Annotated in this window: 19 protein-coding genes; 16 read left to right on the plus strand and 3 right to left on the minus strand. The window is 64.6% G+C overall.

Going from position 1 to position 22,387, the window contains the following annotated elements:
- Positions 1-68 precede the first annotated feature (68 nt).
- Positions 69-926, minus strand: a complete 858-nt coding sequence (locus tag LJY18_RS03105; protein WP_238040328.1) for a 23S rRNA (adenine(2030)-N(6))-methyltransferase RlmJ — start codon at positions 924-926, stop codon at positions 69-71.
- Positions 927-1,046: 120 nt separating this feature from the next.
- Here LJY18_RS03105 and LJY18_RS03110 point away from each other — a divergent pair, with 120 nt between their 5' ends.
- The 5 genes from LJY18_RS03110 (at position 1,047) to selO (ending at position 10,852) form a co-directional block, all read left to right on the plus strand.
- The gene (locus tag LJY18_RS03110; RefSeq protein ID WP_238040329.1) at positions 1,047-2,093 is read left to right on the plus strand and encodes an NAD(P)H-dependent flavin oxidoreductase; all 1,047 of its coding nucleotides are present in this window, start codon (positions 1,047-1,049) and stop codon (positions 2,091-2,093) included.
- A gap of 136 nt (positions 2,094-2,229) precedes the next feature.
- Positions 2,230-4,032 carry an acyl-CoA dehydrogenase gene (locus LJY18_RS03115; RefSeq protein WP_238040330.1) on the plus strand — a complete coding sequence of 601 codons (1,803 nt, stop codon included), beginning with the start codon at positions 2,230-2,232 and terminating at the stop codon, positions 4,030-4,032.
- Between the two features lie 135 nt (positions 4,033-4,167).
- Entirely contained in the window at positions 4,168-5,913 is a 1,746-nt protein-coding gene (locus LJY18_RS03120) for a potassium/proton antiporter (RefSeq protein WP_238040331.1), read from the plus strand.
- Positions 5,914-5,994: 81 nt separating this feature from the next.
- Complete coding sequence (mscK, locus tag LJY18_RS03125; RefSeq protein WP_238040332.1) at positions 5,995-9,318, plus strand: mechanosensitive channel MscK; 3,324 nt, start codon at positions 5,995-5,997, stop codon at positions 9,316-9,318.
- Between the two features lie 73 nt (positions 9,319-9,391).
- A complete protein-coding gene (selO, locus tag LJY18_RS03130; RefSeq protein ID WP_238040333.1) occupies positions 9,392-10,852 on the plus strand; it encodes a protein adenylyltransferase SelO in 1,461 nt (486 codons plus the stop codon).
- Between the two features lie 66 nt (positions 10,853-10,918).
- Here selO and LJY18_RS03135 read toward each other — a convergent pair whose 3' ends face one another.
- Positions 10,919-11,614: an aspartate/glutamate racemase family protein gene (locus LJY18_RS03135; RefSeq protein WP_238040334.1), complete on the minus strand. Its 696-nt coding sequence runs from the start codon at positions 11,612-11,614 to the stop codon at positions 10,919-10,921.
- Between the two features lie 231 nt (positions 11,615-11,845).
- On the opposite strand from LJY18_RS03135, the gene LJY18_RS03140 reads away from it, so the two are divergent.
- From LJY18_RS03140 to LJY18_RS03160, 5 genes are all read left to right on the plus strand, one after another.
- Positions 11,846-13,642, plus strand: a complete 1,797-nt coding sequence (locus LJY18_RS03140; protein WP_238040335.1) for an SLC13 family permease — start codon at positions 11,846-11,848, stop codon at positions 13,640-13,642.
- A 131-nt stretch (positions 13,643-13,773) separates the two neighbouring features.
- A complete protein-coding gene (locus LJY18_RS03145; RefSeq protein ID WP_238040336.1) occupies positions 13,774-15,051 on the plus strand; it encodes a bifunctional O-acetylhomoserine aminocarboxypropyltransferase/cysteine synthase in 1,278 nt (425 codons plus the stop codon).
- Positions 15,052-15,129: 78 nt separating this feature from the next.
- Complete coding sequence (gene trxC / locus LJY18_RS03150; RefSeq protein WP_238040337.1) at positions 15,130-15,564, plus strand: thioredoxin TrxC; 435 nt, start codon at positions 15,130-15,132, stop codon at positions 15,562-15,564.
- Between the two features lie 92 nt (positions 15,565-15,656).
- Positions 15,657-16,100, plus strand: coding sequence for a PaaI family thioesterase (locus tag LJY18_RS03155; RefSeq protein WP_238040338.1), 444 nt, complete (start codon positions 15,657-15,659; stop codon positions 16,098-16,100).
- Positions 16,101-16,185: 85 nt separating this feature from the next.
- Positions 16,186-16,983 carry a universal stress protein gene (locus LJY18_RS03160; RefSeq protein ID WP_238040339.1) on the plus strand — a complete coding sequence of 266 codons (798 nt, stop codon included), beginning with the start codon at positions 16,186-16,188 and terminating at the stop codon, positions 16,981-16,983.
- Positions 16,984-17,121: 138 nt separating this feature from the next.
- Here the strand turns inward: LJY18_RS03160 and LJY18_RS03165 are convergent, their stop codons facing one another.
- The gene (locus LJY18_RS03165; protein WP_238040340.1) at positions 17,122-17,895 is read right to left on the minus strand and encodes a ParA family protein; all 774 of its coding nucleotides are present in this window, start codon (positions 17,893-17,895) and stop codon (positions 17,122-17,124) included.
- Positions 17,896-18,134: 239 nt separating this feature from the next.
- On the opposite strand from LJY18_RS03165, the gene LJY18_RS03170 reads away from it, so the two are divergent.
- Genes LJY18_RS03170 through LJY18_RS03195 form a run of 6 tightly spaced genes read left to right on the plus strand, consistent with a single transcriptional unit; the run spans position 18,135 to position 22,360 of the window.
- Complete coding sequence (locus tag LJY18_RS03170; RefSeq protein WP_238040341.1) at positions 18,135-18,848, plus strand: beta-ketoacyl synthase chain length factor; 714 nt, start codon at positions 18,135-18,137, stop codon at positions 18,846-18,848.
- Positions 18,821-19,651 carry a lysophospholipid acyltransferase family protein gene (locus LJY18_RS03175; RefSeq protein ID WP_238040342.1) on the plus strand — a complete coding sequence of 277 codons (831 nt, stop codon included), beginning with the start codon at positions 18,821-18,823 and terminating at the stop codon, positions 19,649-19,651. The genes LJY18_RS03170 and LJY18_RS03175 overlap by 28 nt, the downstream gene beginning before the upstream one ends.
- Complete coding sequence (locus LJY18_RS03180) at positions 19,611-19,871, plus strand: phosphopantetheine-binding protein (protein WP_238040343.1); 261 nt, start codon at positions 19,611-19,613, stop codon at positions 19,869-19,871. Before LJY18_RS03175 ends, LJY18_RS03180 begins: the two co-directional genes overlap by 41 nt.
- Positions 19,872-19,882: 11 nt before the next feature.
- On the plus strand, positions 19,883-20,137 hold the full coding sequence (locus tag LJY18_RS03185; RefSeq protein WP_238040344.1) for an acyl carrier protein: 255 nt from the start codon (positions 19,883-19,885) through the stop codon (positions 20,135-20,137).
- A gap of 13 nt (positions 20,138-20,150) precedes the next feature.
- Entirely contained in the window at positions 20,151-20,696 is a 546-nt protein-coding gene (locus LJY18_RS03190) for a hypothetical protein (RefSeq protein ID WP_238040345.1), read from the plus strand.
- Complete coding sequence (locus LJY18_RS03195) at positions 20,693-22,360, plus strand: acyl-CoA synthetase family protein (RefSeq protein ID WP_238040346.1); 1,668 nt, start codon at positions 20,693-20,695, stop codon at positions 22,358-22,360. The genes LJY18_RS03190 and LJY18_RS03195 overlap by 4 nt, the downstream gene beginning before the upstream one ends.
- The last annotated feature ends 27 nt before the right edge of the window (positions 22,361-22,387 follow it).

Below are 22,387 nucleotides of genomic sequence, written 5' to 3' on the forward strand. Positions count from 1 at the left end.
AGGGCGGGGTGATCTGCGCCGGTCAAGCGTTCAGCTGGAAGCCTATGGCTTGAAGCTTGCCGCTGCCGTTAAGGCTTACCGCCTGCAGCTTGCTCCTCGATCAGCCAGTCCATCCGCCAGCCGGCCTGGCTTTGCCCGAGCAAGGTGGTCAGCCAGGGCAGGATCTGCTTGAGTTCGTCCTCCAGACCCCAGGGCGGATTGCTGATCACCAGGCCGGAGCCGTTCAGGCGTTGCGCGTCGTCGGCGGGGTGCACATAGAGTTCGATGCGCAGCAGCTTGGGCGCATTGCTCTTTTCCAGGTCGCGGTAGAAGCGCCGAAGCTGACCCAGTTCCTTGATCGGGTACCAGATCGCCACCACCGCCTGGCGCATCCGGCCAATGGCTTCGTTCAGCGCCTGCACGCAACGCTCCGGCTCATCGGCCTGTTCGAACGGTGGGTCGATCAGCAGCAGCACGCGCTTCTCGCGGGTCGGCAGCAAGGCCCGTGACACGTGCCAGCCTTCACCCAGGTGCACGGCAACGCGGCGGTCGCCATGCATGTTTTCCTTGAGCAGGCGACCGTCTTCCGGGTGCTTCTCGTTGAGGTGCAGGCGATCCTGCTCGCGCGTCAGCATGCGCGCCAGCTCCGGCGAGCCGGGGTAATGACGCAGCACGCCATCGGGGTTCATGGCGCGAATGACTTCCAGGTAATCGACCAGTTGGTCCGGCACATCCTCGGCCTGCCACAGCCGGGCGATGCCCTGCAGCCATTCGCCGGTGCGGTTGGCCTGATCCCCGGCGAGGTCGTAGAGACCGACGCCTGCGTGGCTGTCGAGGTAGGCGAAGGGCGCCTCCTTGCGTGACAGCAGGGCGATCAGGCGACTCAAGATAACGTGTTTCAACACATCGGCATGGTTGCCGGCATGGAAGGCGTGACGGTAATTCATGGGCGGACTCCTGTGGCCGCACAGTTTAACAGGCCGCCAGCATTTGCACTGGCCACGGCCAGCGACAACTGGCTATGGTTATGCCTCCTGACGCCGCGAAACTGCATGGAGCGCAACCTTATGTCACTGCAACAACTGCTGGGTATCGACCTGCCCTTGATCCAGGCCCCCATGGCCGGGGTGCAGAATCATGCACTGGCGGTGGCCGTGTCGAATGCCGGCGGCCTGGGATCGCTGCCCTGCGCCATGCTCGATGCCGCCGGATTGCGCGCAGAGCTGACGGCGCTGACGGCCAAGACCACCAAGCCCTGCAACCTCAACTTCTTCTGCCACCCCCCGGCGCAAGCCGATGCGCCGCAGGAAGCGGCCTGGCGCAGCGCGCTGCAGCCTTACTACGCCGAGCTGGGCATCGACCCGGCAGGCATCGCCAGCGGCCCTGGCCGGCAGCCGTTCAGTGCCGAGATGGCGGATCTGCTGGATGAGTTTCGCCCGGCCGTGGTCAGCTTCCATTTCGGTCTGCCCAGCGCCGAGCTGCTGACCCGCGTCAAAGCCTGCGGGGCGAAAGTGCTCAGTTCGGCGACCACGGTCGAGGAAGCGCTCTGGCTAGAGGAGCATGGCGCCGATGCGATCATCGCCCAGGGCCTGGAAGCCGGCGGCCATCGCGGCCACTTTCTCGATATGGACCTGAGTCGCCAGTGCGGCACCTTCGCCCTGCTGCCGCAGATCGTCGACGCGGTACGACTGCCGGTGATTGCCGCGGGCGGCATTGCCGATGCCCGGGGCGTGCGCGCGGTCATGGCCCTGGGCGCGGCCGGGGTGCAGATCGGCACGGCCTACCTCTGTTGCCCGGAAGCGAGCACCAGCGCCATCCACCGCGCCGCCCTACAGAGTCCGCAGGCGCGGCATACCGCGCTGACCAACCTGTTCAGCGGCCGCCCGGCGCGGGGCATCGTCAACCGGCTAATGCGTGAGCAGGGGCCGATCAGCCCGGCGGCCCCGGGTTTTCCCTTGGCCACGGCCGCCATCGCACCCTTGCGCGCCAAGGCGGAGAGTCAGGGCTGCGGTGATTTCTCGCCGCTCTGGGCCGGACAGAATGCCAGCGGCTGCAAGAACATCGGCGCAGCCGAACTGACGGCGGAACTGGCTAAAGGCTTTGTGGCCCGGTAGCCGGTGACTTTAGCCGTTGCTCCAGGCTGGAGGAGCTGCAACCCTGCCCTACAGCCCGCTATCACGCTTATTGATAGTGCTGGGAGCACCGCCCGCGGCTGCTTAGACTCGGCGCATCCAAACCGGAGGTATACCCATGTCCGAGTCCCTGCTCAGCTCCCGCAACCTGGCCTTCGAGCTTTACGAAGTGCTGGACGCCGAAGCCCTGACCCAGCGCGAGCGCTTCGCCGAGCACAGCCGCGAAACCTTCGATGCGGCCATCGACACTGCACGCAGCATCGCCGAAAACCTGTTCGCCCCGCACAACCGCAAGAACGACGAACACGAGCCCGAGTACGTCGACGGCGCCGCAGTGCTGATCCCCGAGGTCAAGCCGGCGGTGGACGCCTTCCTCGAGGCCGGTTTCCTCAATGCCACCCGCGAGTTCGACGTCGGTGGCATGCAGTTGCCCAACCTGCTGTCGCAGGCCTGCTTCGCCCACTTCCAGTCGGCCAACGCGGCCACCACCTCCTACCCCTTCCTGACCATGGGCGCGGCCAACCTGATCGAAAGTTTCGGCAGCGAGGAACAGAAACAGCGCTTCCTGCAGCCGATGATCGACGGCCGCTTCTTCGGCACCATGGCCCTGACCGAGCCGCACGCCGGCTCATCCCTGTCGGACCTGCGCAGCAAGGCCGAACCTGCCGATGACGGCAGCTATCGGATCAAGGGCAACAAGATCTTCATCTCCGGCGGCGACCATCCGCTGAGCGAGAACATCGTGCACATGGTCCTGGCCAAGCTGCCGGACGCGCCGCCCGGAGTGAAGGGCATCTCGCTGTTTATCGTGCCCAAGTTCCTGATCAACGATGATGGCTCCCTGGGCAAGCGCAACGACGTGGTGCTGGCCGGCCTGTTCCACAAGATGGGCTGGCGTGGCACCACCTCCGCCGCGCTGAACTTTGGCGATAACGGCGAGTGCGTCGGCTACCTGGTGGGCAAGCCGCACCAGGGCCTGGCCTACATGTTCCAGATGATGAACGAGGCCCGCATCGGCGTCGGCATGGGCGCGGTGATGCTCGGCTACGCCGGCTACCTGTACTCGCTGGACTACGCCCGCCAGCGCCCACAAGGTCGCCTGCCGGATGGCAAGGATCCGACCTCGAGCCAGGTGGCGATCATCGAGCACGCCGACGTGCGGCGCATGCTGCTGACCCAGAAAGCCTATGTCGAAGGCGCCTTCGACCTTGGCCTGTATGCCGCGCGGCTGTTCGACGACACCCAGACCCTGGAAACCGAGGAGCAACGGCGCACCGCCCTCGAGCTGCTGGATCTGCTCACCCCCATCGTCAAGTCCTGGCCCTCGGAGTTCTGCCTCAAGGCCAACGAACTGGCGATCCAGATCCTCGGCGGCCACGGCTATACCCGCGATTACCCGGTGGAGCAGTACTACCGCGACAACCGCCTCAACCCGATCCACGAAGGCACCCACGGTATCCAGTCGCTCGACCTGCTCGGGCGCAAGGTGTCGATGAACGGCGGCGCGGCGCTCAAGCAGCTGGTCAAGCTGATTCAGGACACCTGCCAGCAGGCCAGCACATACGAGTCGCTGAACGCCCTGCGCCAGCCGCTGGAGCAGCTGCTTGCACGGCTGTCGGCGGTAACCCTGGCGCTGCTCGGCGACCTGATGAGCGGCAAGGTCAACCAGAGCCTGGCCAACTCGGCGCTGTACCTGAACGTCTTCGGCCATATGGTGATCGGCTGGCGCTGGCTGGAACAGGCGATCAAGGCCGAGCAGGGCCTGGCGGCCGGCAACCCGGCCGACGCCGACTTCTACCGAGGCAAGCTGCAGGCCGCACGTTACTTCCTGACCTGGGAAGTGCCGAGCTGCCAGCACGACCTGACCATCCTCGAAACCCGCGACGACACTTGCCTAGGCATGCAGGACGCCTGGTTCTAAGATAGCCAGGGTGAGTCAAGCAACGCCTCGCTTTCGCGGGGCGTTTTTTTTGACCGGCAGACCTGGGCAGCGGTTAGAATCCATGGCACGCACCATGCATAGCGATGCAGTCGCCCTTTAGCCCGGAGTACCTCCTTGGACGCCAGCGCCATCAATAATCTGTTCTTGATCGGTGCATTGCTGGTGGCCTTGAGCATTCTGGTCAGCGCCTTTGGCGCGCGCTTCGGCATTCCCATCCTTGTGATTTTCCTCGCGGTCGGCATGCTTGCCGGCACCGACGGTCCTGGCGGCATCCTCTTCGACAACTACCCACTGGCCTATCTGGTGGGCAACCTGGCCCTGGCGATCATCCTGCTCGATGGCGGCATGCGTACTCGCGTTTCCAGTTTCCGCGTAGCCCTGTGGCCTTCCTTGTCGCTGGCCACGGTGGGGGTATTGATCACCGCCGGGATGACCGGCATGGCCGCCGCCTGGCTGTTCAACCTGAGCTGGATGGAAGGCTTGCTGATCGGCGCCATCGTCGGCTCCACCGACGCCGCCGCGGTATTCAGCCTGCTTGGCGGGCGTGGTCTGAACGAACGGGTCAGCGCTACCCTGGAAATCGAATCGGGCAGTAACGACCCGATGGCGGTGTTCCTCACCGTAACCCTGATCGCCATGCTTGGCAGCGGCCAGGACGGCTTGAGCTGGTCGCTGCTCCTGCAACTGCTCGAGCAATTCGGCATAGGCGCGCTGTTCGGCCTGGGCGGCGGCTGGCTGCTACTCAACCTGGTCAATCGCATGGAGCTGGCCAACGGCCTCTATCCCCTACTGGTGGTCAGCGGCGGCTTGATCATTTTCGCCATCACCAATGCCGTCGGCGGCAGCGGCATTCTGGCCATCTACCTGTGCGGTCTGCTGCTCGGCTATCGGCCGATCCGCTCACGTCACGGCATCCTGCACATGCTCGACGGCCTGGCCTGGCTGGCGCAGATCGGCATGTTCCTGGTCCTCGGCCTGCTGGTCACCCCCCATGAACTGTTGCCGATTGCCCTGCCGGCGCTGGGCCTGGCCCTGTGGATGATTCTGTTCGCCCGGCCACTGTCGATTTTCATTGGCCTGCTGCCATTCAAAGGCTTCCATGACCGCGAGCGTGCCTTTATCGCCTGGGTGGGCTTGCGTGGCGCGGTGCCGATCATTCTCGCGGTGTTCCCACTGATGGCCGGCCTGGAGAATGCCCAACTGTTCTTCAATGTGGCGTTCTTCATCGTCCTGGTCTCCCTGCTGCTGCAGGGCACCAGCCTGCCGTGGGCCGCCAAGCTGATGCGCGTCACCGTACCGCCAGAGCCGGCACCGGTATCGCGCGCAGGCCTGGACGTGCACCCGACCAGCCAGTGGGAACTGTTCATCTACCGACTGGGCGCGGAGAAGTGGTGCATCGGCGCCGCCCTGCGTGAACTGAAGATGCCCGAGGGCACGCGCATTGCCGCGTTGTTTCGCGGCAAGGAACTGCTCCACCCCTCTGGCAGCACCCGCCTCGAAGCTGGCGATCTGCTCTGCGTGGTGGGCCACGAACACGACCTGCCAGGCCTGGGCAAACTGTTCAGCCAGGCGCCGAAGCGTGGCCAGGATCTGCGCTTCTTCGGTGACTTCGTCCTCGAAGGCGACGCCGAGCTCGCCGCGGTTGCCGCCTTGTACGGCCTGAAACTGGCTGACATCAACGGCCAGCAAGCGCTCGGCCGCTTTATCGCCCAGCAGATCGGCGGTGAACCGGTGATCGGCGATCAGGTCGAGTGGCAGGGCCTGCTCTGGACAGTGGCGGCGATGGAGGGGAACAAGATCCGCAAAGTCGGCGTCAAATTCCCCGAAGGTAGCCGTCCAGGGCCGGGGCTGTTTCTCTGACCGACTGCTGCAAACCTGCTGCGCCGCGCTTTTCAGCAGCCTGTTAGACTCAACCTCTTCTCGAGCAGCACGATCGCGACCATGCCCCCTTTTCGTACCTGTTTAGCCGTACTTCTGCTCGGGCTTTGCCTGAGTACGCCCCTGAGCCTCGCAGCCGAGTCGCCGCAACGCGCCGAGGTGCAGCGCAGCCTGGAAAAACTGGCCGAGAGCAAACTGCCGGAAGCCGAGCAGCTGGCGCTCAAGCAGACCCTGGAGCAAACCCTTGAGCTGCTCAACCAGCAAGCCGACAGTGAAAAACGCCTGGCCGACCTCAAACAGCAACTCGAGAAAGCGCCGCGACTGATCACTGAAGCCCAGCGTGAACTGACCCGCCTCAAGGCCAGCCCAGCCACCCCGGTTACCCAGCGCTATGCCAATGCGGCGGTGCCGCAACTGGAGCAACTGCTCAGTGAACGCAATGTTCAGTTGAATGACTGGCAGAAACAGATCATCGACGCCAACAGTCTGATCATCACTGCGCAGACCCGCCCCGAGCGGGCGCAGGGGGAGATCAGCAGCAACCAGGCGCGGATTCAGGAGATCAACAACGCCCTGAAAAACGGTAAGGAAGCCGGTAAATCGCTGACTGCCGAACGCCGTGACCTGCTCAGTGCCGAACTCGCCGCGCTCAATGCGCAGACCCTGCTGCGCCGCGAAGAACTGGCGGGCAACAGCCTGTTGCAGGATCTGGGCAGCAGCCAGCGCGACTTGCTCGATGAACGCATCAAGCGCCTGGAGCAGGAATTGCTCGACCTGCAATCGCTGGTCAACGAAAAACGCCGCGCACAGTCCGAGAAAACCGTCGCCGAGCAATCTCTCGAGGCAGAGAAAGCCGGCTCCGACAAGCTCCTGGCCAGCGTCAGCTCGCGCAACCTCAAGCTGTCCGACTACCTGCTGCGCTCCACCGAACGCCTCAATCAGCTGACCCAACAGAACCTGAAGACCCGCCAGCAACTGGACGCCCTCAACCAGAGCGACCAGGCCCTGGATGAACAGATTAGCGTGCTGCAAGGCAGCCTGCTGCTGTCGAAGATCCTCTACCAGCAGAAGCAGGCCTTGCCCAAGCTGACGCTGGACAAGGGACTGGCCGACGAAATTGCCGACATTCGCCTCTACCAGTTCGATCTGACCCAGCAGCGCGAGCAACTCAGCAACCCCGGCGCTTATGTCGAGCAGCTGCTCGCTGAGCAGCCCGCAGAGAACGTCACCCCGCAATTGCGCGCGACCCTGTTTGAACTGATGAGCAACCGCCGCGAGCTGCTCAACCGCATCAACCGTGAGCTCAATGCGCTGCTCAACGAGTCGATTACCCTGCAGCTCAACCAGAAACAACTGCAAAGCACCGCCGGCGCCTTGCGCGCGACCCTGGATGAGCAGATGTTCTGGATCCCCAGCAACAAGTCACTGGATCTCGACTGGTTCAAAAGCGTGCCACGCTTGCTGGAGCGGCAGATTGCCGACCTGCCCTGGGGATCCAATCTGCGTGAGCTGGGCGCCGGGCTGGTCGAGCGGCCGCTGCTGTTTCTGCCGCTGCTGTTGCTGATCGGCCTACTGCTGTGGAAACGCAGCTACCTGTACCACAAGCTGCACGAACTGCATCAGGACGTTGGCCACTTCAAGCGTGACAGCCAGTTGCACACACCCCTGGCCATTCTACTCAACATGCTGCTGGCGCTACCCGGCACCCTGTTCCTGGCGCTGTGCGGCTTTGCCTTGCAGATGGATGCCCGCGGACAGAATGCCTACCTCGGGGCGGCCATGTTTGAAATGGCCCAGGCCTGGCTGGTGTTCTACACCGTGTACCGGATCCTCGCCCCGGGCGGGGTGGCCGAACTGCATTTCCGCTGGCCGCGCACGCAGGTAAATTTCCTCCACCGACAGATTCGTTACCTGGGCCTGGTGGTACTGGCCCTGGCCGGCGTGGTCGCTGTCGCCGAACACCAACCCGCCAGCCTGGCCGATGATGTCATCGGCATTGCCGTGGTGCTGGGCTGTTACGGCCTGATGGCCTGGATTCTGCACAAGCTGCTGCTGAGTGGCCCGGCTCGCGAGCAAGCCTCGGCGTTCCGGATATTCCTCGGCCTGCTGTTCAACCTGCTGCCGCTGGCGCTGATCATCGCGGTCGGCTTTGGCTACTACTACACCGCGCTGAAACTCAGCGACCGGCTGATCGACACACTTTACCTGCTGATCATCTGGCTATTCGTCGAAGCCGCCTTCGTGCGCGGCCTCGGCGTCGCCGCCAGGCGTCTAGCCTACCAGCGCGCCACCGCCAAGCGCCTGGCTCAGGCCAAGGAAAACAGCGAGGGTGCCGAGGTGGTGGAAGAACCAACCCTGGACATCGAGCAGGTCAACCAGCAGTCGCTACGGCTGATTCGCCTGGCCCTGCTGGGCATCTTCATTGCCGGGCTGTACTGGGTCTGGGCCGACCTGCTTTCAGTGTTCGCCTACCTGGACAACATCAACCTCTATGAATACAGCAGCGGCAGCGGCGAAACCGCCAGCCTGATACCGATCAGCCTCAGCGACCTGATCGGCGCGCTGATCATCGTCGGCATCACCGCGGCGCTGGCACGCAACCTGCCGGGCCTGCTGGAAGTCCTGGTGCTGTCGCGCCTGCACCTGGCGCAAGGCAGCGCCTACGCCACCACCACCCTGCTGTCTTATGCGATTGTCGCCATCGGCTTCGTGGTCACCCTGTCGACCCTGGGGGTCAGCTGGGACAAGCTGCAATGGCTGGTGGCGGCGCTCTCGGTCGGCCTCGGCTTCGGCCTGCAGGAAATCTTTGCCAACTTCATCTCCGGCCTGATCATCCTGTTCGAGCGCCCGGTGCGCATCGGCGACGTGGTGACCATCGGCAATCTCTCGGGCACGGTGAGCAAGATCCGCATCCGTGCCACCACCATTACCGACTTCGACCGCAAGGAAATCATCGTCCCGAACAAGACCTTCGTTACCGACCAACTGGTCAACTGGTCGCTGAATGACACCATTACCCGCATCACCCTGACCATCGGCGTGGCTTACGGCTCGGACCTGGAACTTGTGCACAAGCTGCTGCTGCAGGCGGCCCAGGAAAACCCGCGAGTGCTGCGCGACCCGATCCCCCTGGTGTTCTTCCTGACTTTCGGCGAAAGCACACTGGATCACGAACTGCGCGTGCATGTCCGCGAGCTCGGCGATCGCAATGCCGCCACCGACGAGATCAACCGCGCCATTGACCGCATGTTCCGCGAGCACGGCATCGACATCGCCTTCCGCCAGCTGGATATCCATGTGAAGAACTTCACCGGCCAGGAACTGCAGCTGTCCAACCCGGCACCCAAACTGGAGCCGCCCGCCGACTCCGGCGACGATCCGTTATAACCCCCGACAGCGGCCTACCCCTTCCCCAAGCCTGCAATTCCTAGCAAAATACTCGGAATTGCAGGAGCCGCCCTTGAAAAGCCTGACCGACCTGACCTTCGACAATCGCTTCGCCCGACTCGGCGATGCCTTTTCCACCCACGTGCTGCCCGATCCTATTGCCGAGCCGCGCGTGGTGGTGGTGAGCCCGGCCGCCATGGCCCTGCTCGACCTCGACCCGAGTGAAGCCGAGAGCGAGGTATTCGCCCAGCTGTTCGCCGGGCACAAGCTGTGGAGCGATGCCGAGCCGCGGGCCATGGTCTATTCCGGGCATCAGTTCGGCGGCTACAACCCGCGCCTGGGCGACGGCCGCGGCCTGCTCCTCGGCGAGGTGGTCAACCAGGCCGGCGAATACTGGGACTTGCACCTCAAGGGTGCAGGGCAGACCCCCTACTCGCGCATGGGCGATGGCCGTGCGGTGTTGCGCTCATCGATTCGCGAATTCCTCGCCAGCGAGCACCTGCATGCCCTCGGCATCCCCAGCTCACGGGCGCTGTGCGTCACCGCATCGAGCACCCCGGTCTGGCGCGAGAAGCAGGAAAGCGCGGCCATGGTCCTGCGCCTGGCGCAGAGCCATGTGCGCTTCGGCCACTTCGAGTACTTCTATTACACCCAGCAGCACGACCTGCTGAAACAACTGGGCGAGCATGTGCTGGGCTGCCACTTCCGCGCCTGCCTGGAGCAGCCCGAACCCTACCTGGCGATGTTCCGCGAAGTGGTCGAGCGCAACGCCGAGCTGATCGCCCACTGGCAGGCCTATGGTTTCTGCCACGGGGTGATGAACAGCGACAACATGTCGATCCTCGGCATCACCTTCGACTACGGCCCCTACGCCTTCCTCGACGACTTCGACGCCAGGCACATCTGCAACCACTCCGACGACACGGGGCGCTACAGCTTCAGCAACCAGGTGCCGATTGCCCAGTGGAACCTCGCCGCCCTCGGCCAGGCATTGACCCCGCTGGTCGAGGTCGATGCCCTGCGCGAGACCCTGAGCCTGTTCCTGCCGCTGTACCAGACCCATTACCTTGACCTGATGCGCCGGCGCCTGGGCTGGCTCAGCAGCGACGCCGGCGACGACGCCTTGATCCAGCGCCTGCTGCAACTGATGCAAGACAGCGCAGTGGACTACAGCAACTTCTTCCGCGAACTGGGCGACAGCGCGGCCGAACAGTCTCTGGCCCGCCTGCGCGAGGACTTCACCGACCTCCAGGGTTTCGATGCCTGGGCCAGCGCCTACCGGATCCGCAGCGCACAGGACGGCGGAACCCAGGCCGAGCGCCGCACGCGCATGCACGCGGCCAACCCCAAGTACATCCTGCGCAATTACCTGGCCCAGCAAGTCATCGATGCCGCCGAGCAAGGCGACTACGCCCCGGTACGCGAACTGCATGCCGTACTCAGCCGACCGTTCGACGAGCAACCCGGCTTCGAGCGCTACGCCCAGCGCCCACCGGAATGGGGCAAGCACCTGGAGATCAGCTGCTCGTCGTAGGCGCGGCCAGACGCCCAGGCAAGGTGGTTGAGGCTTTTGTCATCCACCACCCGCTCAACGCAAACGTCAGTCACCCTGCAGCCACTCCAGCCCCATCGCCACGTGCAACTCGGTGCTGTCAAGCAACGGCAGCGCCGCGCACGCGCCCTCGAGCAGCAGGCCGATCTCGGTGCAACCGAGAATCGCCACTTCGGCGCCCTGCTCATGCAGCTGTGCCAGGCAGTCCAGGTAGAAGGCACGAGCCTCGTCATGGAACCGGCCCTGACAGAGCTCAGCGAAAATGACCCGATCGATTTCGTCCATCTGCGCGGGCATGGGCACCACCACCTGGATGCCGAAGCGCTCGGCCAGGCGCTCGCGGTAGAAAGCCTCCTGCATGGTGAAGCGCGTACCGAGCAAGGCCGCATGCTTGACGCCCTGACGCTGCAGCGCCTGGCCGACCGCATCGCCGATATGCAGCAGGGGAATGTCCAGCGCCGCCTCGATGGCCGGCGCCACCTTGTGCATGGTGTTGGTCGCCAGCAGCAGCGCCGTCGCACCGGCGCGCTCCAGCCCTTGGGCCGCAATCGCCAACTGCCGCCCGGCAGCATCCCAGTCGCCCAGTTGCTGCAGCGCGGCGATCCCGGCAAAGTCCACCGAATGCACGAGCAAGGGCGCCGAGTGCAGGCCACCCAGACGCTCACGCACACCCTGATTGAGCAGGCGGTAATAGCTCGCGGTGGATTCCCAGCTCATGCCACCGAGCAGGCCTAACTGGCGCATCGCTCATCCCCCTCTCGAAAACCCGAGCCTAACCGGCCAATGGCAGGCTGACACAGAGACAGTGCACCGCCAGGGTAGCGGTACAGCCTTATCTATTAAACCGAAAAAGCATATAAACCTTCTCAAACATTCTTAGACTCTCTAAGCCGCAACCCTTATCTTCAGCGCCTCGCGCGGCCGCCCTTGAGCGCGCCCGTCACCTCATACACGATTCGCACGCTAAGGACGCTCATGTTCTGGGACTCGCTGCCCCTGCCCTTGCTGTTTGTCGGCGCCCTGCTGGTCTGGGTGTTGTATGCCTTCGTGCGCGAGAAGTGGAGCCCGGACATAGTCGCGGCGATTGCCGTAGCGGCGCTGCTGGTCACGCAGCTGCTGACTCCCACCGAGGTCCTCAGCGTGCTGAGCAACTCGGCACCGGTGACCATCGCCTGCATGTTCGTGCTGTCGGCCGCACTGGAGCGCACCGGCTGCATCGACGCCCTGGGCAACTGGCTGGGCAACCTGGTCGGCACCAGCCCGATTCGCGTACTCACCGGCCTGACCCTGACCGCCCTGGTGATTTCCGCCTGCCTGAACAACACCCCGGTGGTGGCCATTCTCACCCCGGTGGCCATCGCCCTGGCCCGCCGCGCCAACACCCTGCCGTCGAAGCTGCTGATTCCGCTGTCCTACGCCACCATCCTCGGCGGCACCCTGACCATGATCGGCACCTCGACCAACATCCTGGTCGACGGCGTGGCACGCAAGGCCGGCCTGGAACCCTTCGGCATCTTCGAGATCACCGGCGCCGGGCTGATCCTCGCCACGGTCGGCATGCTCTACCTGCTGACCATCGGCCGCCACCTGCTGCCAGAACGCGAAACCCTGTCCAAACAGTTGCGCCCCGATCTCGACCGCACCTTCATGACCGAACTGCTGGTGCCGCACGACTCGCCGGTAGTCGGCAAGACCCTGGCCGAGGCCAACCTCAACGGCGGCAGCGGCCTGCAGGTGCTCAAGCTGTTCCGCGAGGAACAGGAGCTGACCGAACCGAGCCACGCCACCCTGCTGGCCAGCGGCGACCGCCTGGTGCTGCACGGCCAGGTGAAGAACGTGGTGGAACTGCGCGAGAGCGGTCACCTGTCGTTCAACCGCGGCGACGCCTTCGAAACCATCAGCAGCCACGACGTGATCCTCGCCGAGGCCATAGTCGGGCGCAACTCGCGCTACAGCCACCGGCCCATGCGCGACCTCGACCTGACCGCGCGCTACGGCATCGCCGTGCTCGCCGTGCACCGCCAGGACGAGAACATCCAGGGCAACCTCGACGACTTCGAACTGCAGTTCGGCGACGTGATGCTGGTCGAGGGCACCCCTTCGCAAATCAAACGCTTCGCCGACAATGGTGAACTGATCAGCCTCAACGCCGTGCAGGAGCGCGCCTTCCGCCGCGACAAGGCACCGATTGCGATCATTGCCACGCTGGCGGTGATGCTCCTGGCCGCCTTCGGCGTGATGCCAATCGAAGGCCTGGCGATCATCGGCGCAGTGAGCGTGCTGGCAACCCGCTGCCTGGACGTGGAAGACGCCTACAAGGCAGTGGACTGGAAGATCCTCAGCCTGATCTTCGGCATGCTGGCGATCAGCATCGCCATGGACAAGGTCGGCCTGGTCAAACTGATGGTGGAGAACGTCATGGGCCTGCTGCCTTGGGCCGGGCCACTGCTGATGCTGTCGTTCATCTACCTGCTGACCTCGATCCTCACCGAGATGCTCTCGAACAACGCCGTGGCGGTGCTGGTCACGCCCATCGCCATCGGCCTGGCCCAGCACTTGGGCGTCGACCCGCGACCCTTCGTGGTGGCGGTGATGTTCGCCGCCAGTGCCAGCTTCGCCACGCCCATCGGCTACCAGACCAACACCTTCGTCTACAACGCCGGCGGCTACCGCTTCACCGACTTCATGAAGATCGGCATCCCCCTCAACCTGCTGCTCTGGGTAGTGGCCAGCTTCGTGATTCCCTGGTTCTGGCCTCTGACGCCGGTGTGAGCGATGGCGCGACAGCAGGTCAACACCAATGGACTTGATGCCGCGCCAGTTTTATTGCTCAGATCATTGACCCGGATCGGCCTCTCTCTCCATGCTGCGACTCTTTCAAACGCCCCTGAAGGAACGCCCGCATGAAACTGGAAACCCTGGCCGTGCACGCCGGCTACAGCCCCGACCCGACCACCAAGGCCGTGGCAGTGCCGATCTACCAGACCACCTCCTACGCCTTCGATGACACCCAGCACGGCGCCGACCTGTTCGATCTCAAGGTCGCCGGCAACATCTACACGCGCATCATGAATCCCACCACCGACGTACTGGAAAAGCGCGTCGCGGCCTTGGAAAACGGGGTCGGCGCGCTGGCCGTGGCGTCCGGCATGGCTGCCATTACCTATGCCATCCAGACCATCGCCGAAGTCGGCGACAACATCGTCTCGGTGGCCAAGCTGTATGGCGGCACCTACAACCTGTTCGCCCACACCCTGCCGCGCCAGGGTATCCAAGTGCGCTTCGCCGCCCATGACGACATCGCCGCCCTGGAAGCGCTGATCGACGACAAGACCAAGGCGGTGTTCTGCGAGTCGATCGGCAATCCGGCGGGCAATATCATCGACATTCAGGCCCTGGCCGAGGCGGCCCACCGTCATGGCGTGCCGCTGATCGTCGACAACACCGTGGCCACGCCAATGCTCTGCCGGCCGTTCGAACACGGCGCCGACATCGTCGTGCACTCGCTGACCAAATACATGGGTGGCCACGGCACCAGCATCGGCGGCATCGTGGTCGACTCCGGCCGCTTCCCCTGGGCGCAGCACCAGGAGCGCTTCGCCCTGCTCAACACCCCGGACGCCTCCTACCACGGCGTGACCTACACCGAGGCCTTCGGCCCAGCCGCCTTCATCGGCCGCTGCCGGGTGGTGCCGCTGCGCAACATGGGCGCGGCCATCTCACCCTTCAACTCCTTCCTGATCCTGCAAGGCTTGGAAACCCTCGCCCTGCGCATGGAGCGTCACTGCGAGAACGCGCTCAAGGTGGCTGAATTCCTCAAGGCACAGCCACAGGTGGCCTGGGTCAAGTACGCCGGCCTGAGCGATCATCCCGAGCATGACCTGGCGCAAAAATACTGCCAAGGCAAACCGGCCTCGATCCTATCCTTCGGCATCGTCGGCGGCCAGGCGGCCGGCGCGCGCTTTATCGATGCGCTCAAACTGGTGGTGCGCCTGGTCAACATCGGCGACGCCAAGTCGCTGGCCTGCCATCCGGCCTCGACCACCCACCGTCAGCTCAACGACGAGGAACTGGCCAAGGCCGGGGTGCCGCGCGACATGGTGCGTCTGTCGATCGGCATCGAACACAGCGACGACATTGTGGCCGACCTGCAACAGGCACTGCAGGCTGCGGGGAGCTGAAGGCCAGGCTGCGGGATCAGCCTTGATAAGTGGACCTGCCGACTCCAGATAAGGGCTATCCCGTCTCTGGAGTCGCTCATGTCCAACCCGCTGCTGATCCCCTGCCCGAGCTGCAATGGCCTCAACCGCATCCCCGCCGAGCGCCTGGGCGACAACCCGCGCTGCGGACGCTGCAAGCATGAAGTCGTGGCGAGCACACCGTTCGAACTGACCCAGGCCAACTTCGCCAGCCAGCTCAAGGGCGATTTACCCTTGTTGGTGGATGTCTGGGCCGACTGGTGCGGACCCTGCAAGGCCTTCGCGCCAACCTTCTACCAGGCGGCCAGCCAACTGCAGGGGCGCTGTCGCCTGGGCAAGCTGGACAGCGAGGCCAACCCGCAACTGTCCAGCCAGCTGGGTATTCGCTCGATCCCCAGCCTGATCCTGTTCAAGGCTGGCCGCGAAGTCGCCCGCCAGAGCGGCGCCCTGCCACTGCCACAGCTACTGGCCTGGCTGCAGAGCCAAGGGCTCTGAGCGAAAGGGTCAAGCACGACGACAGTTACGGTCAGTTGCGCACCGCCGGCGACGCATTAGGCTGATCAGCACATCACCTGAGGCCGACCATCATGCCCCTGCCTGTCGCAATCGCCCGTCAGCTCACCGAAGAACAGATTGCCTTCGTCAAACGCAGCGGCCTCAAGGCCGAAGTGCTCGAGCCGGGGTATGTACGCCTGTGCATGCCCCTGGCCGGTAACCAGAATCACATCGGCAGCATGTACGCCGGCGCACTCTTCACCCTGGCGGAGATCCCAGGTGGCGCACTGTTTCTCACCAGCTTCGACAGCCAACGCTTCTACCCGGTGATCAAGGAAATGAACCTGCGTTTTCGCCGGCCGGCCGTGGCCGACATCCATGTCGAGGCCCGACTCGATGCCGAGCAGATCGACCGGCTGCAGCAAGAGGCGCAATCCCGGGGCAAGGCCGATTACCTGCTGGAATTGCAGTTGACCGACGCCAGTGGTGAAGTAGTGGCCGAGAGTCGCGGCCTTTATCAATTGCGCGCACGCTGACGTCTGGCCTTGTCTTGGGTCAAAAGATCGACTATTGCTTGATGGATAATAAATCGCCGACATCCATCGGCCGGAGATTTTCCACATGTTTACCAATATCCTCATTGCCCATGATTTGCGCGACACGGCCGATATGGCCCTGTGCCGCGCCACCCAGCTGGCGCAACAGCACAATGCCAAGCTGACGGTATTGCACGTTCTCGACCCCACCCAGAGCAGCCAGGAGCACGAAAAAGCCCATCAGTCCCTGGATCGCAGCCTGACCCGATTCGCCCCTCCGGGCAGCGAACTGCGCCTGATCGGCGGCAAACCGTCCGAGGTGGTGCTGCAGCAAGTGCAGGAACTGGCTTGCGACCTGCTGGTACTGGGCGCCCACCATCAGCGCCACGATTTCTTCTCCGGCACCAGCCTGGACCGTATTGCCAGGAACTGCAGCGTGCCGCTGCTGCTGGTAGCGCGCAACGACGCCAAACCCTACCAGCGCGCCCTCGCCGCCATCGACTTCTCCCTCTGCGCCTGCAGCGCCCTGGAGCAGGCCTACCGCCTGCTGCCGGCACAGGCCGAACTGCATGCACTGCACGTGTTCGAGCCGGACAAGGGCACAGCCAAACAAGTCGAGGCCCAGTTGCAGATCCAACGCGCCTTGATTGATCAGCTGATGCTGGACGAAGCGCAGAGCCTGCCCGCCAATGGCCCGACCCTGACCCATTCGGTGCAACAAGGCGGCATCCTGCGCAAACTGCAGGAACAGCTGAAAACCCGCCGCAGTGAACTGCTGGTACTCGGCAGCCATGGCCGCAGCGCCTTGTCCCAGGCACTGCTCGGCAGCCTGGCGCAGCATTTCCTGCACAAGGCACCCTGCGACATTCTGGTCGTGCGCTAAATAGCCATCACCCGGGCACAACAACAAAAAAGGCGCCACTGGCGCCTTTTTTTGGCTTATGCCCCCCTGTTGAGGGCCACAAGGGTTAGCCGCGGAGACTTGACCGGGGCTTGCTCACTTGCCGGTTATCCAGCCCGCTCAATCGGCCGCATTGAGCAAGTCGTGCAGCTCGACGAACTGCTGGGTCAACTTGTGCCGTGCATCCAGATAGATCAGCGGTGTGCAGGCCTGGTGCGATTCACGCATGCGCACCGAACTCATCAGGTTCACCGGCAACACCGGCAAGCCCTCGGCGATCAGTTCATCGAGCAACTGCTGCGGCAAGGTCGCCCGGGGCTGAAACTGGTTGACCACGATGCCCTCGACCTCCAGCCCTTCGTTGTGGTCTTCCTTGAGTTCCTCGATTTCCTGCAACAGGCCGTACAGGGCGTGACGCGAAAAACTGTCACAATCGAAGGGGATCAGCACCCGATCAGCGGCGATCAATGCGGAAACCGTATAAAAATTCAGCGCAGGCGGCGTATCCAGGTAGATCCGGTCGTAATCCCCGGCCAGTTCATCGAGTAATTTGCGCAGCTTGTTGATCTTGTGTTTCGATTCCAGCTTGGGCTGCAGATCGGCCAGTTCGGCCGTAGCCGTGACCACATGCAGGTTGTCGAACGGCGTCTCGTAGATATCGACCCGGCCCTTCTTGGAAAAAGGCCCGCTGGTCAGGCTGAGCTTGAAGAACTCGGCGATGCCCATGGGGATCTCATCGCCCGTCAGGCCGGTGAGGTAGTGGGTGGAATTGGCCTGGGAATCCAGATCGACCAACAGCGTGCGATACCCCTGCGAGGCGCTTACCGCCGCCAGGTTGCAGGCAATGCTGGACTTGCCCACTCCGCCCTTCTGATTGAATACCACACGCCGCATGACAAACCTCCCTGACTTCGTTGGTCTGGGATTCTATGCAAAGCGCATGACAAGGGCGAGGTCGGCGTCTGAAATCGCCCGCCCATCCATCAGAAGCGCTCCGGCAAAGTTTGCGCAGAATGCCGGCGACCTAGATAATGCGGGCACTTCGCCATGGCACCGCCGACAATTCAACCTGTCGCGCGGGACAGCCGCAGTTGACAAGGACGCCCACAGGGGCCGGGAAAATGCTTGGTGTGATGCATTTCAGGATCGAGCAATGGCGTGCCTGGGCCCCCGGCCTGGAGAGCAAGGATGAGTGGCGCACCTGGTGCGAGGCACCCGTGCGCGTGGCCGACGGCCAGCAGCAACCGGATGTCAGCTTCCTCCCGGCCATGCAACGCCGACGCCTCAGCCGCCTGGCACGGATGCTGTTCCAGGTTGCCTGGCCGCTGGCCGAAGCATACCCGGCCCTGCCCCTGATATTCGCCTCGCGCCACGGCGAGACGCCGCGCACCCTGGCCATCCTCAACGACCTGGCGCGCGATGAACCCCTGTCGCCGACCCAGTTCAGCCTTTCAGTGCACAACGCCATCATCGGTCAATGGTCGATCCTGCGTGGCGACACCAGCGAGATGACCGCCGTGGCCGCGGCTGGCGACGGCCTCGAACACGCCATGCTGGAAGCCAGTATGCTGCTCGGCGAGGGCGCTCCGGCAGTGCTGCTGGTGATCGCCGAGGAAGCACCGCCAGCGGTGTATGCGCCCTACGTCGACGACGTGCCGTTTCCCTACGCCGTTGCCCTGCTGCTCACCCCAGGTGACGACTGGCACCTGCGACTGAGCACCGGAGCCGGCCAAACAGCCGCATGGCCACACCCCATCAGCCTGCTGCGTGCGCTCTGCAGCGGACAGCCGACCCTCGTGCATCACTGGAAAAACCGCCAATGGATCTGGTCACACGACAAGGCCTGAGCCCCTACAGCGCGCCCTTCTGGTGGCGCCTGATCGCCACGGCGCTGAGCTTCACCCTGTTCGGCATAGGCGGCGTGCTGCTGCGCGTCCTGGTCTTCCCCGTGCTGGGGCTGCTGCCGGGCGACGCCGAGACGCAGCGCTACCGCGCCCGCGGCGTGATCAGCTGGGTGTTCCGGGCTTTCGTCCAGTTCATGTTCCGCAGCGGAGTGCTGACCTACGAGGTGGAAGGCGCCGACCGCCTGGGCCGACCGGGCCAGCTGGTGCTCGCCAACCACCCGTCGCTGATCGACGTGGTGGTGCTGATCGCCTTCATTCGCGACGCCAACTGCGTGGTCAAGCAGAGCCTGTGGGACAACCCCTGTATGCGCGGGCCGATCCGCGCCGCCCAGTACATCAGTAACAGCGGTAGCATGGACATGCTCGACGAGGCGGCGGCGGCCCTGCACGCCGGCCAGACCCTGGTGATCTTTCCCGAAGGCACGCGCACCACACCGGGGCAGCCACCCGAATTCCACAGAGGCGCGGCCGCCATCGCGCTGCGCGGCGCGCGCATCGTCACCCCGGTGGCGATCAGCGTAACCCCGACCACCTTGACCAAGGCCGAGCCCTGGTACCGTATTCCCGCGCGGCGTTTCCATATTCGCCTGCGCGTGGGCGAAGATATCGACCCGCAACTGTTCAGTGCACAGGGCGCGGCCCCCATCGCCTCGCGTAAACTCAACCAATTCTTGCACCGCCACTTCATTAAGGAGCTCGCCGTAGATGAGCGATTTACAGCTGGAAATCAAGCATCTGATCATTGAGGCCCTTGGCCTGGAAGACATGGTGGCCGCAGACATCGGCGCCGACCTACCCCTGTTCGGCGAAGGCCTGGGGCTGGACTCGGTGGACGCCCTGGAGCTGGGCCTGGCAATCCAGAAACGCTTCGGCATCAAGATCGACGCCGAAGCCAAGGACACCCGCCAGCACTTTGCCAACGTGGCCAGCCTGACGGCCTTCGTTGCAGCACGGCAAACGGCCTGAGGACTCAGCACATGCAAACCCGTGATGAGATCTTCGCCACCCTGCGCGACGCGATGGTCGAACTTTTCGAGCTGGACGCCGAGCGCGTAACCCTGACGGCCAACCTCTATCAGGACCTGGAAATCGACAGCATCGATGCCGTCGACCTGATCGACCACATCAAACGTCAGACCGGCAAGAAAATCGCTGCCGAAGAGTTCAAGTCGGTGCGCAGCGTGAGCGATGTGGTCGACGCCGTGTACCGCCTGGTCAACCCGGTCAACTGATGAAGAGTCGCCCATGAGCCGCCTGCTCGGCCTGCTGTTGGTCGTGGCCGGCCTGGCCTATCCCTTCGCCGTGTATTTCGGCATCGGACACCTGTCGCCCCGCGTCTTTGCCGCCCTGCTGGGCGGGCTCTGGCTGGCACGCCTGCTGGTTGGCAAGCAAGGCGCGGGCGGGCGCTGGATGGCCGCCGCGGTGTTGGCGTTCTGCCTGCTGCTGGGCCTGGCCGGCGAGCCGGCGCTGCTACGCTGGTACCCGGTATTGATCAACCTGCTGCTGCTCGGCCTGTTTGCCCTCAGCCTGAAAGTCGGCCCACCACTGGTGGAACGGCTGGCGCGCCTGCGCGAGCCGGAACTGCCCGAGGTGGCGGTGCGTTACACCCGCCAGGTGACCAAGGTCTGGGCGCTGTTCTTTCTCGGCAACGGCCTGATCACCACCGCCCTGACCCTGTGGGCGCCACTGTCCTGGTGGACCCTCTACACCGGCCTGGTCTCCTACGGCCTGATCGGCCTGCTGTTCGCCGGCGAATGGCTGGTGCGCCAGCGCGTAAGGCGGGCGGCATGAGCTGGATCGGCCTTGACCGCTTGCTGCTGAACCCCGACGCCAGCCGCCTGGTGACCCCGGACCTCGACCACGCCGAGCTGTGTCGGCGTGCGCTGCGCCTGGGCGGGCAGCTGCAGGGACAGAACGTGCAGCGCGTCGCGCTCTACCTGGAAGACGCCGCCGACCTGGCGACCGCCCTGCTCGGCGCCTGGCTGGCCGGCGTCCACGTACTGCTCCCCGCCGACGCCCAGCCGCAGACGCGCCTGCAGCTGGCGTGCCGGATCGACCTGTGGCTCGACGCCCTCGACGCCCTCGACCCCGCAGGCGCCGCCGCGCCGCTGCAGGCCCGCGCCCTGGACCTCGACCAGTGCCGACTGACCCTGTGCACCTCCGGCTCCAGCGGTGAGGCCAAGCTGATCGACAAGAGCCTGCGCCAGCTGAGCAACGAAATCGAAGCGCTGGAACAGCTGTGGGGCGAGACCCTGGGCGATGCCGTGATCATCGCCAGCGTCGCCGCCCAGCATATCTACGGCCTGTTGTTCCGCGTGCTCTGGCCACTGTGCGCCGGCCGCGCCTTCCTGCGCCGCGCGCAACCCTTCCCCGAGGACATGCAACGCACCAGCCTGGAACAGCCTGGATTCGCCTGGGTCGCCAGCCCGGCCTTGTTGAAGCGCATGGGCGACAACCTCGACTGGACGGCCCTGCAGCCCTTGCGCCAGGTGTTCTCCTCCGGCGGCGCCCTGCCCGTCGAGGCGGCGCAGCTGTTGCACGCCCAGCTCGGCCAGTGGCCAACGGAAATCTACGGCAGCTCGGAAACCGGCGGCATCGCCTGGCGCCAGGGCGATACCCCCTGGCAGCCGTTCGCCGGCATCGAGCTGGGGGTCAACGCCGAGGGTGCGCTCAGGCTCACCTCGCCCTACCTGCCGGCCGGCCACTGCGAGCAGACCGCCGATGCCATCGAGCTCCTGGCCGACGGCCGTCTCATCCTGCGTGGCCGTCTGGACCGCATCGTCAAACTCGAAGAAAAACGTATTTCCCTGCCGATGCTCGAGCAGGCCCTGCTGGCCCATGCCTGGGTCGACGATGCCCGCCTCGGGGTGATTCAGCAGGGCCGCGCCTTCCTCGGCGCCCTGCTGGCCTTGAGCCCGGCCGGCGTGCATGCCCTGCGCAACCAGGGCCGGCGCAGCGTCACCGAGACCCTGCGCCAGCATCTGGCCGGACACTGCGAAGCCATCGCCCTGCCGCGACGCTGGCGCCTGCTCGGCCAGTTGCCCTACAGCAGCCAGGGCAAGCTGGCCCAGGCCACGGTCGAGGCCCTGCTCGCCGCGCCGCGCCCGACCCTGGTCGAACCGTTGAGCGCCGTGGAGCGGGACGGCGAATGGCAGCTGGAACTGCAGGTGCCGCTGGACCTGGCCCACTTCAGCGGCCACTTCCCGCAGACCCCGGTGCTGCCGGGCGTGGTGCAGATCGACTGGGCCCAACAGCTGGCGCGGCAACTGATCGAGCAACTGCCGCCGCGCTTCGTCGGCATGGAAGTGCTGAAATTCCAGCAACTGGTACGCCCCGGCGACCCCCTGCAACTGTCGCTGCGCTTCGACGCCAGCCGCGGCAAGCTCTATTTCACCTTCCGCAACGGCGACAAGGCCTGCTCGTCCGGGCGCATTCTGCTGGGGGCCGCACAATGACCGGCGCTTACCGGCTGGCGGCGCCAG

This window comes from Pseudomonas sp. MMS21 TM103 (assembly GCF_022132145.1).
In the GTDB taxonomy this organism is placed as follows: domain Bacteria; phylum Pseudomonadota; class Gammaproteobacteria; order Pseudomonadales; family Pseudomonadaceae; genus Aquipseudomonas.